General features: G+C 66.4%; 11 protein-coding genes and 1 pseudogene. 9 read left to right on the forward strand and 3 right to left on the reverse strand.

Annotated features, from left to right (window positions below; translation table 11 throughout):
* The 5 genes and pseudogenes from ABZD10_RS02260 to ABZD10_RS02280 form a co-directional block, all read left to right on the forward strand.
* Positions 1-232, forward strand: a pseudogene (locus ABZD10_RS02260) (acetyl-CoA C-acyltransferase); the annotation flags it as partial.
* A gap of 383 nt (positions 233-615) precedes the next feature.
* The gene (locus tag ABZD10_RS02265; protein ID WP_372884494.1) at positions 616-3,402 is read left to right on the forward strand and encodes a molybdopterin oxidoreductase family protein; all 2,787 of its coding nucleotides are present in this window, start codon (positions 616-618) and stop codon (positions 3,400-3,402) included.
* On the forward strand, positions 3,402-4,139 hold the full coding sequence (locus tag ABZD10_RS02270) for a 4Fe-4S dicluster domain-containing protein (RefSeq protein WP_372884477.1): 738 nt from the start codon (positions 3,402-3,404) through the stop codon (positions 4,137-4,139). The genes ABZD10_RS02265 and ABZD10_RS02270 overlap by 1 nt, the downstream gene beginning before the upstream one ends.
* Complete coding sequence (locus tag ABZD10_RS02275) at positions 4,139-5,011, forward strand: dimethyl sulfoxide reductase anchor subunit family protein (protein ID WP_372884478.1); 873 nt, start codon at positions 4,139-4,141, stop codon at positions 5,009-5,011. Before ABZD10_RS02270 ends, ABZD10_RS02275 begins: the two co-directional genes overlap by 1 nt.
* 123 nt (positions 5,012-5,134) lie before the next feature.
* Positions 5,135-5,614, forward strand: coding sequence for an SAM-dependent methyltransferase (locus ABZD10_RS02280; RefSeq protein WP_372884479.1), 480 nt, complete (start codon positions 5,135-5,137; stop codon positions 5,612-5,614).
* Positions 5,615-5,642: 28 nt separating this feature from the next.
* Here ABZD10_RS02280 and ABZD10_RS02285 read toward each other — a convergent pair whose 3' ends face one another.
* Entirely contained in the window at positions 5,643-6,470 is an 828-nt protein-coding gene (locus tag ABZD10_RS02285; RefSeq protein ID WP_372884480.1) for a universal stress protein, read from the reverse strand.
* Positions 6,471-6,951: 481 nt separating this feature from the next.
* Here ABZD10_RS02285 and ABZD10_RS02290 point away from each other — a divergent pair, with 481 nt between their 5' ends.
* The 4 genes from ABZD10_RS02290 (at position 6,952) to ABZD10_RS02305 (ending at position 10,512) form a co-directional block, all read left to right on the forward strand.
* On the forward strand, positions 6,952-7,950 hold the full coding sequence (locus ABZD10_RS02290; RefSeq protein WP_372884495.1) for an ABC transporter substrate-binding protein: 999 nt from the start codon (positions 6,952-6,954) through the stop codon (positions 7,948-7,950).
* Positions 7,951-8,074: 124 nt separating this feature from the next.
* The gene (locus ABZD10_RS02295) at positions 8,075-8,881 is read left to right on the forward strand and encodes a taurine ABC transporter ATP-binding protein (RefSeq protein WP_372884481.1); all 807 of its coding nucleotides are present in this window, start codon (positions 8,075-8,077) and stop codon (positions 8,879-8,881) included.
* Positions 8,878-10,185: an ABC transporter permease gene (locus ABZD10_RS02300; protein WP_372884482.1), complete on the forward strand. Its 1,308-nt coding sequence runs from the start codon at positions 8,878-8,880 to the stop codon at positions 10,183-10,185. The genes ABZD10_RS02295 and ABZD10_RS02300 overlap by 4 nt, the downstream gene beginning before the upstream one ends.
* 135 nt (positions 10,186-10,320) lie before the next feature.
* The gene (locus ABZD10_RS02305; RefSeq protein WP_372884483.1) at positions 10,321-10,512 is read left to right on the forward strand and encodes a CTP synthetase; all 192 of its coding nucleotides are present in this window, start codon (positions 10,321-10,323) and stop codon (positions 10,510-10,512) included.
* On the opposite strand, the gene ABZD10_RS02310 is transcribed toward ABZD10_RS02305, so the two are convergent.
* Positions 10,509-13,625: an efflux RND transporter permease subunit gene (locus ABZD10_RS02310; RefSeq protein ID WP_372884484.1), complete on the reverse strand. Its 3,117-nt coding sequence runs from the start codon at positions 13,623-13,625 to the stop codon at positions 10,509-10,511. The two genes, ABZD10_RS02305 and ABZD10_RS02310, sit on opposite strands and share 4 nt — an antisense overlap.
* Position 13,626: 1 nt before the next feature.
* Positions 13,627-14,967: an efflux RND transporter periplasmic adaptor subunit gene (locus tag ABZD10_RS02315; RefSeq protein ID WP_372884485.1), complete on the reverse strand. Its 1,341-nt coding sequence runs from the start codon at positions 14,965-14,967 to the stop codon at positions 13,627-13,629.
* Positions 14,968-15,007 lie beyond the last annotated feature (40 nt).

Raw genomic sequence — 15,007 nt, forward strand, 5'->3', positions numbered from 1 at the left:
CGAGGCCTTCGCCAGCCAATGTCTCTACAGCCGCGACCGGCTGGGCATCGACCCCGAGAAATACAATGTCAACGGCGGCTCGATCGCCATCGGCCACCCGTTTGGCATGACCGGGGCGCGGATGACCGGCCACCTGATGCTGGAAGGCAAGCGCCGCGGTGCCAAGCTGGGCGTGGTCTCGATGTGCATCGGCGGTGGCATGGGGGCGGCCGGGTTGTTCGAAATCTTCTGACGCGCGCGGCGCCGGATTTTCGCGGGGCAGGGCGGCCGCGCCCTGTGCCGCGCCCTCATTGCCTCGGCCGCGGGCGGTATCGACCCGCCGGCGCCTGCCAGCGCGGCGCTGGCCGGCTTTGCCCCTGCCTCTGCCGGCGCAAAGCCGCCCGCGCCGGCATCGACCATTGACGCGCCTGCGCGGTGCGGTCAATCTGCTGCGAAACAATCGTCTCCTGCGGCGCGAATTTGGAAAACCCTGTTTCGAATTGCCCTTGAATTCCGGTCGAATGGGCCGATTCTGGGCTTATAGGCCGCCTTCGATTGGCCTTAGGCGCGGTCGCCAAATGATTGTCTAAGGGAGAAAAAGGCGGGGGAGTCACCATGGCGGCGAACAGGGCGGGAATGGCAGAGGCGCGGCCCTCTCCGAAAGTGTCGGACGAGGTGCGCCAGACCACCTGTTACATGTGTGCCTGCCGCTGTGGCATCAACGTGCATCTGCAGGACGGCAAGGTCAAATACATCGAGGGCAACCGCGACCACCCGGTGAACCGGGGCGTGCTCTGCGCCAAGGGCTCGGCCGGGATCATGCAGGTCACCGCCCCGTCGCGGCTGCGAAAGCCGCTGAAACGGGTCGGGCCGCGCGGCTCGGGCGAGTTCCGCGAGATTTCCTGGGACGAGGCGATGAGCACCGCCGTCGGCTGGCTGACCGAGTTGCACGAGACCGCGCCGCACAAGCTGGCGTTTTTCACCGGGCGCGACCAGAGCCAGAGCTTCACCAGCTTGTGGGCGCAGCATTTCGGCACCCCGAACTATGCCGCCCACGGCGGTTTCTGCTCGGTCAACATGGCGGCCGGCGGCATCTACACCATGGGCGGCGCCTTCTGGGAATTCGGCCAGCCGGATTGGGAACACACCAAGCTGTTCATGCTGTTTGGCGTAGCCGAAGACCATGACAGCAACCCGATCAAGATGGGGCTGGGGCGGATCAAGGCGCGCGGGGCCAAGGTGATCGGCGTCAACCCGGTGCGCTCGGGCTATAACGCGGTTGCCGACGAATGGGTCGGCATCACGCCGGGCACCGACGGGCTGTTCATCCTGTCGCTGGTGCATGAATTGATGAAGGCGGGGAAAATCGACCTCGAATACCTGGCGCAGTTCACCAATGCGCCGGTGCTGGTCGACAAGGAGACCGGCCTGTTCCTGCGTGACGAGGATGACAGGCCGCTGGTGGTCGACCGCCGCAGCGGCGCGCTCACCGCCTTTGACCGGAAAGGCGTGCGCCCGAGTCTCTCGGCAACCCATGACGGGCACCGCACCGTGATGGCGCTCATGGCCGAGAAATATCTCGATCCGCAATACGCGCCCGAGGCGGTGGCCGAAAGATGCGGCATCTCTGCCGACCGGATCAGGGCCATCGCCGCCGAACTGGCGCGGGTCGCCTTTGACGAGGCCATCGTGCTCGACCGCGCCTGGACCGATTTTCGTGGCGATACCCATGACAGGATGATTGGCCGCCCGGTCTCGATGCATGCCATGCGCGGCATCTCGGCCCATTCCAACGGTTTCCAGACCTGCCGCGCCCTGCACATCCTGCAAATCCTTCTGGGCACCGTCGAAACCCCCGGTGGCTTCCGCTTCAAGCCGCCCTACCCGAAACCGGTCGAGGCCCACCCGACGCCGCATGGCCATGGCCGTCCGGGCCGCCCCCTCGAGGGGCCGCACCTTGGCTTTCCGCGCGGTCCCGAAGATCTTCAGATCAACGAGGACGGCAGCCCCAAGCGCATCGACAAGGCCTTCAGCTGGGAACATCCGATGTCGGTGCACGGCATGATGCATATGGTGATCTCCAACGCCCATGCGCAGGATCCGTACCCGATCGACACGCTGTTCATGTATATGGCCAACATGTCGTGGAACTCGTCGATGAACACCTCGGGCGTGATCGAGATGCTGACCGCGCGCAACGATGACGGCGGCTATCGCATCCCGCGCATCATCTATTCCGATGCCTATTCGTCCGAGATGGTCGCCTATGCCGACCTGATCCTGCCCGATACCACCTATCTGGAACGTCACGACTGCATTTCGCTGCTCGACCGCCCGATCTGCGAGGCCGACGGCGCGGCCGATGCGATCCGCTGGCCGGTGATCGAACCTGACAGGGATGTGCGCGGTTTCCAGTCGGTGCTGATCGAACTCGGTGCCCGCGTCGGTCTGCCCGGCTTTCTCAACGCGGATGGCAGCCACAAGTGGAAGGACTACGCCGACTATATCGTCAACCACGAACGCAAGCCCGGCATCGGCCCGCTGGCAGGGTTTCGCGGCGCGGATGGAGATAAGGTCGGTCGGGGGGAAGTGAACCCCGACCAGCTTGACAAATATATCGAAAATGGCGGGTTCTTCCTGCATCACCTGCCGGACGAGGCGGCCTATTTCAAACCCTGGAACATGGCCTATCAGGACTGGGCGGTGGATCTGGGCCTGTTCGATACGCCGCAGCCCTATCTGTTCCAGCTCTATTCCGAGCCGATGCGCAAGTTCCAGCGCGCCGCCGAGGGCCACGGCGACCGCCAGCCGCCCGAGCATCTGCGCGACCGTATCCGCACCGCCTTTCAGCCGCTGCCGGACTGGCAGCAACCGCTGGAAGACGCGGCGGTGGACCACGACGAATACCCGCTGCACGCGCTGACCCAGCGGCCGATGCACATGTATCACTCATGGGGCTCGCAGAATGCCTGGCTGCGGCAGATCACCAATGTGAACAAGCTGTTCCTGCCCGGCAAACTCTGGCAGGAAAAAGGGTTCGAAGACGGCGACTGGGCCTATGTCACCTCGGTGCACGGCAAGATCAAGGTGCCGGTGGCGCGGATGGACGGGCAGAACGAGAACACCGTCTGGACATGGAACGCCATCGGCAAGCGGCGCGGCGCCTGGGCGCTGGGCGAAGACGCGCCCGAGGCCGATCAGGGCTTTCTGCTCAATTACCTCATCAACGAATTGCTGCCGCCAGGGGGCGATGGGCTGCGCTGGTCCAATTCCGACCCGATCACCGGGCAGGCGGCCTGGTTCGACCTGCGCGTGCGCGTCGACAAGGCACCGCCCGGCGGCCCCAGCGAACCGGCGCATGCGGCGATCCTGTCGCCGGTCGGGCAGGGGCCAAGCAATGTCGCCTACGGGGAGGAGTTCTGATGACCAGCCTGCCCCGAAGCACCGAGAAAAAGCTTGGCCTTGTCATCGATCTCGACACCTGCGTCGGCTGCCATGCCTGCGTGGTCAACTGCAAGGAATGGAACACCTCGAACTACGGCGCCCCGCTGTCGGACATGGATGCCTATGGCGCCGCGCCCGAGGGCAGCTTTCTCAACCGCGTGCATGCCTATGAGGTGACGCCGGACACCGGCGGCTGTGCCCAGACCGTGCATTTCCCGAAATCCTGCCTGCATTGCGAAGATGCGCCCTGTGTCACCGTCTGCCCCACCGGCGCCAGCTACAAGCGGGTCGAAGACGGCATCGTTCTGGTCAATGAACAGGACTGCATGGGCTGTGGCCTCTGTGCATGGGCCTGCCCCTATGGTGCGCGCGAGCTGGACGCGCTGGCGGGGATCATGAAGAAATGCACCCTCTGCGTGGATCGCATCTACAACGACAACCTGCCAAAGGAAGACCAGATCCCGGCCTGCGTGCGCACCTGCCCGGCCGGCGCCCGGCATTTCGGTGACTTCGCCGACCCGGACAGCACTGTCTCGCGGCTGGTCGCCGAGCGGGAGGGCATCGACCTGATGCCCGAGATGAGCACCCGGCCGGTCAACAAATACCTGCCACCGCGCGAGAAGGACAGGCTTTCGGCCTCGGGCGCCCTCAGCGCGCAATCCGAAGATCCCAAGGGCTTTCTGGCCTGGCTCGACAAAGCTCTGGAGGCGCTCTGATGCATCCGGCCCCCTCGGTCATCCTGTTCACCACCCTCAGCGGGCTCGGTTTTGGCCTTCTGGCCTTTCTCGGGCTCGGCCTGCCGGACGTGACCGGCGGCATCGCCTTCGTGTTCTTCGCCATCGCCTATGCGCTGGCGGTCGGCGGGCTTTTGGCCTCGACCTTTCACCTTGGCAATAAGGTCAATGCGATCAAGGCTTTCCGCCAATGGCGGTCAAGCTGGCTCAGCCGCGAAGGCCTTCTGGCGGTGCTGACCCTGCTGGTCATGGCCCCCTATGCGATGGGCCGCGTCTTCTGGTCCGAGAACTGGGCGCTGCTGGGCTGGCTCGGTGCGCTGCTGGCGCTGGCCACGGTGTTCACCACCTCGATGATCTATGCCCAGCTGAAGGCGGTGCCGCGCTGGAACACGCGCTGGACCCCGGTGCTGTTCCTCGCCCATGCGCTGGCCGGCGGCGCCTTGCTTTCCGGGCAGATCACCGCCTCCGCCGTGCTGCTCGCGGTTCTCGGCGCCGTGCAGGTGATCGTCTGGCAGCAGGGCGACGGCCGTTTCGCCGCCTCGGGCGCGACCTTGGAGAGCGCCACCGGGCTGGGCCGGATCGGATCCGTGCGCCAGCTCGAGCCGCCGCATAGCGGTCAGAACTACCTGCTGAGGGAGATGGCCTTTGCGGTCGGGCGCAAGCACAGCGCCAAACTGCGCGCCATTTCGCTGGGCGCGGGGGTGCTGCTGCCGCTGGTCTGCCTTCTGGTGCTGCCCTTCTCGCATGTGCTGGCGCTGATCGCGGTGCTGTCGCATCTGCTGGGGGTGCTGGCCGGGCGCTGGCTGTTCTTTGCCGAGGCCAAACATGTGGTGGCGCTCTACTACGGGCGCTGAGCGGCTGCGGCGGATTGGCGGCGGCGCGCACAGGGCTTTGACATTCCGGGCCGGGCAGGTCTTGATGCGGCGCGCGCATTGCCCAAGAGATTGCCCAAGAGATTGCCAAGGAGAAGCAGCCCCATGTCTGACCGATTTGCCACCCGCCCCGGCGAGGTCGAGCTGGGTTTCGACCCGGCCGAGCGCCCCGACGCGACGCTGCATTTCATCGGCCGCCTGCGCAGCCCGTGGTCCGAAGGCGACTGCCCGCGCAACGTGCGCGCGGCGCGCGAGACCGGAAAGGCGGCCCATATCGAACTGGCGCCCGAGTTCCTGCCCGGTCTCGAAGGGCTCGAGGTCGGCCAGCCGGTGGTGCTGATCTACTGGATGTACCGGGCCCGCCGCGACCTGATCCGTCAGGTGCCCCGCCATGCCGACGGCGCGCGCGGCACCTTCGCCCTGCGCTCGCCGGTGCGGCCCAACCCGCTGGCGATGTCGGTGGTGAAGATCACCGGCATCGACCTCGAGGCGGGCACCGTCGGCATCGACGCCATCGACTGTTTCGACGGCACCCCGCTGGTCGATATCAAACCCTGGATCGGCACTGTCGACGATCCGGCCTGAGCCGGCCTGAGCCGGCCTGAACCGGGCGTCAGCCTTTCGGCGGCGGTGACACCAACAGATCGACCGGCGGATCGCGCACCAGGTCGGCGGCGATCCCGCCCAGCCGGTGCAGGGTCAGCCCCGAGCGCGTATGGGCGCCGATCGCCAGCAGGTCGGCAGAATGTTCGGCCAGCTTTTCCTCCATCACCCCGATCACCCCGCCGGTGACGATTTCGGTCTTGTGCATGCGCTTGGGCAGGGCATGGGCCGCGGCCCAGCGGGCGCGGATCACCTCGGCATCCTGATGCGCCGCGATCGCAAGCTCCCCGTGTTCGACGTCGCCGTTGATCCCGGCCAGCGGCACGTGCAGCGCATGAAAGGGCGAAATCTCGGCCCCGGGCGCCATGCGGGCCACCGCCTTGATGGCGCCGGCGCAGGACTCCGAGAAACTGACCGGCACCAGCGCGTGACGATAGGGCGCGTCGGCCGGGTTCACCACCAGCAGCACCGGCACCGGGCTGGAGGCCACCAGCCGCTCCATGGTGGTTTCGCGCACCGTATCCAGAAAGCGGCGCGGCCGGTGCAGCCCGAGGACCATCAGGTCGGCCTCGTGCAGCAAGGCAAACCGCGTCAGCATCTCGACGGTTTCGCCGCGCAGCACCGTGATCTCGGCCGTCTCGGCCCGGTCGCTGACCAGATCGTGCAGCCGCTCGGATATCCCCTCGGCAAGCTGGTTCGACAGTTTCACCGGCAGCGCGTCGTCCACCACCGAGATCACATGGCAGGTCGCACCATGTTCGGCGGCCAGCGCCAGCGCCCGTTCCAGCGCCCTGTCCGAGCGCTCCGAAAGGTCGGTGGCGACGAGAATGGTCTGCATGGCGCTCTCCTTGGGTTCGACTCTTGGGTTCGATGTGGCCGCGATTCTACCGCGAAGCCGCGTCTGGAAACAGCGACTAAATCAATTCGGTGCGACGCGGACCGGCCCGGCGGCGGGCGCAGGCAACGCGGGGAGAGGGCGCAGTGCCGGTTGCGGCGGGCGGCGCGGCAGAGGCAAACCATAAGTCCAAGTTCGCCCCTTTATATGTCCAGTTGCCGCGCCGCCGAGCTGACCCAAGCTGCGCGTGCGCGCCTATGCATCTGAAAAACAGGAAAATATGAGCCTTGGTGAAGCGAAGAACATTCGAAAAATGAAACGCCGGGTATCGGTTTTGCAAAAAAAAGATTTGATCGCGTGTCGCTTTCACCGCTGAATAAAACTCTGGGACACCAATGCCCAGGCGACCAGCAACAGAGTTCCAACAGCCGGGTCTGGTCGATCTGCACGCAACTGCAGTCCAAAACGGGAGAAAAAGATGACGATGAAACAGAAACTGGCCGGTACGGTCGCAGCGTTCGCAATGATGGCCGGAGCGCAGGGCGCGCTTGCCGCCGAAGAGCTGACCGTGGCCTATTTCCTGGAATGGCCGATGCCTTTCCAATACGCCAAGGCCATGGGCACCTATGAAAAGGAACTGGGGGTCAAGGTCAATTGGGTCAGCTTCGACACCGGCACCGCGATGAGCGCCGCCATGGCCTCGGGCGATGTGCAGATCGCGGTCAGCCAGGGGGTGCCGCCCTTCGTGGTGGCGGCTTCGGCGGGGCAGGACATCCAGATCGTCGATGTCGCCGTCAGCTATTCCGAGAATGACAACTGCGTCGTCGCCGAACGCCACGAGATCGACAAGGACAGCGCCGGCGAACTGGCCGGCAAGAAGGTCGCCGTGCCGCTGGGCACCGCCGCGCATTACGGCTTTCTCAGCCAGATGAACCATTTCGGCGTCGATGTCGGTGGTCTGGATGTGGTGGATATGGCCCCCGCCGAAGGGGCTGCGGCGCTGGCGCAGGGCTCGGTCGACATGGCCTGTGGCTGGGGCGGCGCACTGCGGCGCATGAAGGAACATGGCAACACGCTGCTGACCGGGGCGGAAAAGGAAGCGCTGGGCATTCTCGTCTTCGACGTGACCTCGGCCCCGGCGGATTTCGTTGCCGAAGAGGGCGAGCTTCTGGCCAAGTTCCTGAAGGTGACCGCCGAGGCCAACACGATGTGGAACGCGGGCGGTGACGGGGCGGCGAAAATGCTGCCGGTGATCGCCAAGGATGCCGGCATGGACGAGGCCGACACCGCCGCCACCATCGCCACCTTCGCCTTTCCGGGCGTGGATGAGCAGCTGGGCGGCAAATGGCTTGGCGGCGGGGCCCAGAGCTTCATGAAGGGGGTCGCCGACATCTTCGTCGGAGCCGGCAGCATCGACGCGGCGCTGGACAGCTATGAGGCGGCCGTCAACACCGGCCCGCTGACCGCCGCCAAGGGGATGTGACCCTTCGCCGGCGGGCCCTTGCGGGGCGGCACCCTTGCCGCCCCGGTTGCGCCCCCCCAATGCCCGAGAGCGACGGGCGCCGGATGCGGCGTCCGCCCCAACGCATCTAGATGAAAGGCGGACCATGTCGGGACTGTCGATCGAAAGTATTTCCATGCGGTTTGATCTGCCCGATGGCGGGGCGGTTCAGGCGCTGAAGGATGTCAGCATCCACCTGCAAGAGGGCGAACTGCTCAGCGTTCTCGGCCCTTCGGGCTGTGGCAAGACCACCTTGCTGAACATCCTCGCCGGGTTTCTCGCCCCGACCGAGGGCCAGGTGGTGATGAACGGGCACACCGTGCAGGGCCCCGATGCCGAGCGCGGCATGGTGTTCCAGCAGGGGGCGCTGTTCGAATGGATGAGCGTGCGCGAGAACGTCGGCTTCGGCCCCTCGATGAAGGGCATGCCCAAGCTCGACAAGGCCGAGATCGTCGACCACCTTCTCGACATCGTCGGACTTCAGGATTTCAAGGAAAAGGCGGTCTACGAGCTGTCCGGCGGCATGCAGCAGCGGGTGTCTCTGGCGCGCTGCCTTGCCAATGACCCCGATGTCATCCTGATGGACGAGCCGCTGGGCGCGCTCGATGCGCTGACCCGCGAGAAGATGCAGAGCCTGGTGCTGAAACTGTGGAAGGAGACCGGCAAGACGATCATTCTCATCACCCATTCGGTGGAAGAGGCGCTGCTCTTGGGCGAACGTCTGATCGTCATGGCGCCGCGCCCCGGGCGCATCCACAAGGAATACACCCTGCCCTTCGCCGACATGGGCGTCGGGCGCGACCTGCGCGAGGTCAAGAAACACCCCGAGTTCGCCCAGAAGCGCGAAGAGATTCTCGGCATGATCTGGGACATGGAAGAGGAAATCATGGGCCGTATGGAGGAAGCGCAATGATCCCCTTTCTGCTATATGCGGCGATCTTTGTCGGCGCCTTCCTGATCGTCGGTTTCATCCGCAAACGCACCGCGATCCGCGACTACACCTCGCTCAAGACCGTGACCTTCGGCGATGAAAGCGCGGTGCGCTCCAACCGCGCCGCCTCGATCGTCTCGGTGGTCACCATCTTCTTCATGTGGGGCACCTTCACCGGCTCGGCGCTTGTGCCCTCCTTCCTGCACATGCCCGGCCCTTTTGTCGGCGACGGGCAGTTCGAGGTCACCGTGCAGGCCCCGGACGGCCGCCGCGACACGGCGACGGTGCTGTGGCGGGTCTCGCAAGACGATGACGCCGCCGAGCCCGAGATCGACCCCGGCGCGGGCTTTGCCCGCAACGACGCCCTGGTGATCCGCAAGTATCGCAGCGGCCAGCTGCGCTGGGACAGCAACGATGAGGAAAAGCGCAAGAAAGGCGCGCTGATCGTCGCCATCGACGGGGTGCCGGTCAAGTTCGACCACAACAAGCGCGACGAGAATGGCACCATCATCGACGTGAAGCCGGTGATCGAGACCGCCAACGCCAGCGTCACCTTCACCGACAAGGGGGCGCTCAGCATCGCGCCCGCCAAGGGCATGCAGATGGAGCCGATCTGGCTGCCGCCGCCCGAGGCGGTCTGGAGCCGCTTTCTCGAGATCTCCCGCGACGGCTATCAGGGCTCGACCCTGTGGGAGCACCTCGGCTACTCGCTGTTCCGCGTCGTCGTCGGCTTCATCTGCGGTGCCGTGGTCGGCATCCCGCTGGGCTATGCGATGGGGCTTTCCGACTGGTTCCGCGGCTGGTTCGACCCGATCGTCGAATTCATGCGCCCGGTGCCGCCGCTGGCCCTGATCCCGCTGGTCATCATCTGGGCCGGCATCGGCGAGGCGGGCAAGATCATCCTCTTGTTCCTCGCCGCGCTGTGGATCATGGCGATCGCCGCGCGCTCGGGGGTCTCGGGGGTCAAGATCTCCAAGGTCCACGCCGCCTATTCGCTCGGCGCCAGCAAGCGCCAGATCATGCGCCATGTGATCGTGCCCAATTCGCTGCCCGAGATCTTCACCGGGGCGCGGGTGGCGATGGGGGTCTGCTGGGGCACGGTGGTGGCCGCCGAACTGGTCGCCGCCAGCCAGGGCACGGGGATGATGATCATGGTCGCGTCAAAGTTCCAGCTGACCGATATCGTCATCATGGGGATCATCCTGATCGGCATCATCGGTTTCGGCATCGACATGCTGATGCGCTGGGCCGAGCGGGTGCTGGTGCCCTGGAAGGGCAAGGGTTAGGCCGTGCTGGCAGGGAAGGGGATGATCCGCTATAGCAGGCGGTGATCCCCGCGCCCGGGCTCCGGGCGTCACTTCGGAAACCGGCGGCCGGCCCCGGTCGGGCACTGGCGCGGCTCCGGCAATGGCGAGGCCCCAATGCTCAGACTGTCCCTGATCCTGCATCTCTTCATCGGCGCCACCCTCTCGGGGGTGGCGATCGTCGTCGTGCTGGTGGCTGGGGCCGGTTCCTTGGCGGTCATCCTCGGCGCGGCGCTGGCCGGTTTCCTGGCCGCCTTTCCGCTGTCGCATCTGATCGCCAGAAAGCTCAGCGAAGACGACGGCTGCTAACGGGTCTCGGCCCCGGCATCGCCGGCAGGGTCGAATTTCTCGATCCAGCGCCGCACCGGGAAAAGGTCGAAATAGATCGACAATAGCGACGGCAGCACCAGCACCACCAGCACCATCGAGGCCACCAGACCGGCGGCCACCGCCACCACCAGCGGGATCATGATCTGCACCTGCGGGCTGCCGTCCGAGATCAGCGGCAAGAGGCCGACCACCGTGGTCCCGGTCGACAACAGGATCGGGCGGAACCGCGCCCGCACCGCGTCCAGCGCGGCGGCGACGTGATCCTCGCCCCGCAGGTGGGTCTGGAAGAAGGTCAGGAACAGGATCGCGTTGTTGACCACGATCCCCGCCAGCGAGGCAAAGCCGATGAACGAGGGCATCGCAAGATCGAGCCCCATCGCCCAATGCCCCAGAATGGTGCCGATCAGGGCAAAGGGAATCGACAGCATCACCACCAGCGGCAGCGTGTAGCTGCGGAACTGGAAGGCCAGCACCATGAAGACACCGGCGAGCCCGATCAGCAGCTTGGTCAGCATCGAGGATTGCGACCGTGCCTGATCGGCCGAGGCGCCGCCGATGGCGATCTCGACGCCGGGATGCCGGGCCTGGATCTGCGGCCAGATCCGGGTCGTGACCTCGGCCGCGATCGCGGTCGAGGTGGCGGCCTGCGGGTCGATCTGGCCGATCACCCGGGCCATCGCCCGGCCGTTCTTGCGGGTGATCGCCGGATAGCTGGCGGCCAGCGACAGATGCGCCACCGAGGCCAGCGCGGTCTGCGCGCCGCTGCCCACCGAGACCGGGAAATTCTCGAGCTGGGTGAGATCGGCGATGGTGTCGCCAAGCTGGACCTGCACCGCGACGCTCGACAGGCCCATGCGGAAACTGTCGGTTTCCGAGCCGGCAAAGGCGCTGCGTAGCTGCTCGGCCAGCGCCTGCGGCGTCAGCCCCACCGAATAGCCGTATTCGTTCAGCGTCAGCCGCACCTCGCGCCGCCCGCCGTAGAAATCCTGAAAGGCCTCGGTGACCGCCGGCAGTGCCCGCACCCGGGTCAGGATATCGCTTGCCGCCGCCTCGACGCGGGCCAGGTCACGGCCATAGATCTCGACCTCGAGATCGGCGCCGCCGGGGCCGAGCTCGGCCTGGGAAAAGCTGGACTGCACCAGGTCGGGGATCGCCCCCGCCTCGTCGCGCCACAGCCGCAGCACCTCGTCGGCCGAGACGTTGCGCCGGGCGCTGGTCAACAGGTCGACGACGATGGTGGCGGTGTTCGAGCCGTTGTCGTTGACATCGGCATTGGTGGCATATTGCACCAGCACCCGTTCGACCAGCGGCGCACCGCCCTCGGTCAGCGGCGTCAGGCGCCGGTCGATGCGCTCCAGCGCCTCGGTCAGCTGGGCCACGGTGGCCTGGGTGCGCTCGCGCGCGATCCCCGAGGTCAGCGAAATCCGCACCTGCACCGTGTCGCCCTCGATCGCCGGAAAACCGGTCACCTTGACCTGCCCCGAAGTCACCAGCCCGACCGACAGCACCAGCGCCGCGATGACGCTGCCGACGGTGAGATAGCGCAGCCGCACCAGCGCGGCGGCGGTGGGGATCACCCATTTCTCCTTGAAGGCGTCCAGCATCCGGTCGGCCGGGCGCTGAGATGCCCCCTGGTGGCTCTTGCCGGCGCCATGCGACAGGTGATGCGGCAGGATCAGAAAGCCTTCGACCAGCGACAGCGCCAGCGTCAGCAGCAAGACCATGGGGATGAACTGCAGGATCTGCCCCATGTCGCCCGACAGGAACATCAGCGGCGTGAACACGCAGGCGGTGGTCAGGAAGGACGAGGCAACGCCGGGAAACACCTCGAGCGTGCCGCGCGCCGCCGCATCGGGGCCGGGATGACGCCGGCGGCGGCGCGAGATGTTCTCGGCGATGACGATGGAATCATCCATGATCAGCCCGACCGCCATCAACAGCGCCACCAGGGTTATCATGTTGATGCTCAGCCCCAGCGCCTGCATCAGGAACATGGTGCCCAGAAAGGACACCGGCAGGCTGGCCGAGATCCACAGCGCGTCGCGCAGCGAAAAGAACAGCCACATGGTGGCAAAGACCAGCACCAGCCCCATGCCGGTGTTCTTGAGGATCAGCATCAGCCGTTCGCGCACGAGGTCGGTCATGTTGAAGGTGATGGTGATGTCGAAAGGGGCGGGATAAAGCGCGCGCTCGGCCTCGAGCACCGCCTCGACCCGTTCGAAGGTGCGCAGCGCGTCGGCCTCGGTGGCCTTGTTGACATAGAGGATCGCGGCCTGCCGCCCGTCGATGAAGGACTGGATGTTCGCATCGGTGTCGACGATGCGCACGCTGGCCAGATCGCCGAGCCGGACCATGCTGCCATTGGCGTTCTGCAGGATGATCAGGTCCTGCAGGTCGGTGATCGAGCGGCGCGCGTCGGCATAGCGCAGCACCAGGCCGCCCGAGCTGGTCTCCACCTCGCCCAGCGGCTGGCGCAGGCTGCGTGCATTGATCGCCGCCACGATGTCGCTGCTCGACAGCCCGAAGCGGCGCAGCGCGTGTTCGTCGAAGGTGACCCGCAATTCGCGGTCGGTGATGCCGGCGACCCGCGCCTCGGTGACGCCCTCCAGCGATTGCAGCCGGTCCGACAGGCGGTCGGCATATTCCTTCAGCCCCTGTTTGCTGTCGATGCCCGAAACCGCCAGCATGGCGATCAGGTCGCTGCGCCCGCCCAGCTTCACCGCCGGGGTTTCGGCGTCGGCGGGAAAGTCGTTGATCCCCGAGACCGCCGAAAAGACGTCGTTGTAGAATTCGATGCGGTTGCCGCCCTCTTCCAGCTCGGCGGTCGCCGAGGCCCGCCCCTCGGTGGACAGGCAGGTCAGTTCCACCAGCCCGGTGGTGCCGGTCAGCGCGTCTTCCAGCGGGCCGCAGATCTCTTCGTCGACATCCGGCGCCGAGGCACCGGGATAGGCGACCACGACCGAGACCGTCGAGGGGGTGATCTCGGGAAAGGTCTCGCGTTTCAGCGCCGGGGCGAAGGCGATGCCCAGAATGCAGATCATCGCCATCAAGAGGTTGGCCGCAACGGGGTGGCCGACGAACCATCGGATCATCTCAGCGCTCCCCGTCGACCGGCACCGGCGCCAGCAGCATGCCCAGCACCGGCGGGGTCGGGTCGGACAGCAGCAGTGTCTCGCCGCCGCCGAGCCCGTCGAGCACCACCAGATCGCCGCCGATCACCGGGCCGACTCGGATCTCGCGGCGTTCCAGTCGCTGCGCGTCATCGGCGAGATAGACATAGGGCCGCCCGTCGTCGGCGTAATGGACCGTATCGCGCGGAATGGCGATCAGCCCCTCGACCGGCGGGGTCGACAGGGTGACCTCGACGAAAGCGCCGACATTCAGCGGCGGGCGCCCGACCGGGCGCAGGCTGAGCAGCGGATCCTCCACGCGCACCACCAGCCCCAGAGATCCGGTGTCGCTGTCCATGCTGCCGCGCAGGCGCATGATCTCGGCCGGCCAGCGGCCGTCGAATTGCGAGCCGGGCATCGCCACCGCGGCGCCGATGCCGAGCCCCTTCATGATCTCCACCGCGCGCGAGGTGTCGATCTCGGTCTCGGCCTCTGCGGTCTGGTTGAGCGCTACGCCGATCATCGGCGCGAAGGCCGAGGGCTGGAACTCGGCGGTGATCTCGACCGCCGATATATCGTCCAGTGTCACCAGCGTGTCACCGGCGCGCACGAATTGCCCGGTTTCGGTCTTGAGCTGCGTCACCCGGCCGCGAAATGGCGCCACGATCACCGCCTTTGAGATGGCGCGCTCGGCCTCGGCCAGTTCGGCGCGGCGCACCGACAGGCTGGCCTCGAGCGACTGGCGCTTGGCCGGGTAGAGCGCCATGGTGTTTTGCAGGTTGGTCACCGAAGAGGTCTGCGCCAAAAGCAGTTTCTGCGCCGAATCCAGCGCCGCAGCGGTTGCTGTGCCGCGCGCCACAAGCGAGGCGACGCGGTCATATTCGGCCTGTGCCACGCCGAGAATCCGCTGTTCCAGCTCCAGCGTGCGCAGGGTGTTTTCCTGCTGCCGGTCCTGTTCGCTCAGCTGGGCCTCGACCGAGGCGATATTGGCCAGCGCCTTGTCGCGCGACAGTTCGTAATCGGTGCGGTCGATCTCGAGCAGCAAGTCGCCGGCCTCGACGAAGCTGCCCACCGCCAGCCCCTCGGCCATCCGCAGAACCCGGCCCTGCACCTCCGAGACGGCGGCCCAGCTGCGCACCGCCTCGACCCGGCCATAGCCGGTGGCGCTGGCCGACAGGGGCGCCGGGGCCAGCGGCATGACCCGCACCGCGAGCCGCGATTCATCGCGCGGTTCGGGGGCCATGTCCCGTGGCTGGTTCATCCAGACGAAAACCGCCGCCGCCAGCGCGATCGGTGGCAGCACGAGCAGGGGGCGCAGGGTCATGAGGGGGCTCCATCTGGGGGCAGGGTGGTGATAGTCACAT

The organism is Shimia sp., assembly GCF_041624275.1.
GTDB lineage: Bacteria > Pseudomonadota > Alphaproteobacteria > Rhodobacterales > Rhodobacteraceae > Shimia.

Coding starts and splice junctions, on each gene's coding strand:
- ABZD10_RS02285 (WP_372884480.1), bottom strand. CDS start 6,470: ATGCAGACCATTCTCGTCGCCACCGACCTTTCGGAGCGCTCGGACAGG.
- ABZD10_RS02315 (WP_372884485.1), bottom strand. CDS start 14,967: ATGACCCTGCGCCCCCTGCTCGTGCTGCCACCGATCGCGCTGGCGGCG.
- ABZD10_RS02300 (WP_372884482.1), top strand. CDS start 8,878: ATGATCCCCTTTCTGCTATATGCGGCGATCTTTGTCGGCGCCTTCCTG.
- ABZD10_RS02290 (WP_372884495.1), top strand. CDS start 6,952: ATGAAACAGAAACTGGCCGGTACGGTCGCAGCGTTCGCAATGATGGCC.
- ABZD10_RS02305 (WP_372884483.1), top strand. CDS start 10,321: ATGCTCAGACTGTCCCTGATCCTGCATCTCTTCATCGGCGCCACCCTC.
- ABZD10_RS02280 (WP_372884479.1), top strand. CDS start 5,135: ATGTCTGACCGATTTGCCACCCGCCCCGGCGAGGTCGAGCTGGGTTTC.
- ABZD10_RS02270 (WP_372884477.1), top strand. CDS start 3,402: ATGACCAGCCTGCCCCGAAGCACCGAGAAAAAGCTTGGCCTTGTCATC.
- ABZD10_RS02295 (WP_372884481.1), top strand. CDS start 8,075: ATGTCGGGACTGTCGATCGAAAGTATTTCCATGCGGTTTGATCTGCCC.
- ABZD10_RS02310 (WP_372884484.1), bottom strand. CDS start 13,625: ATGATCCGATGGTTCGTCGGCCACCCCGTTGCGGCCAACCTCTTGATG.
- ABZD10_RS02265 (WP_372884494.1), top strand. CDS start 616: ATGGCAGAGGCGCGGCCCTCTCCGAAAGTGTCGGACGAGGTGCGCCAG.
- ABZD10_RS02275 (WP_372884478.1), top strand. CDS start 4,139: ATGCATCCGGCCCCCTCGGTCATCCTGTTCACCACCCTCAGCGGGCTC.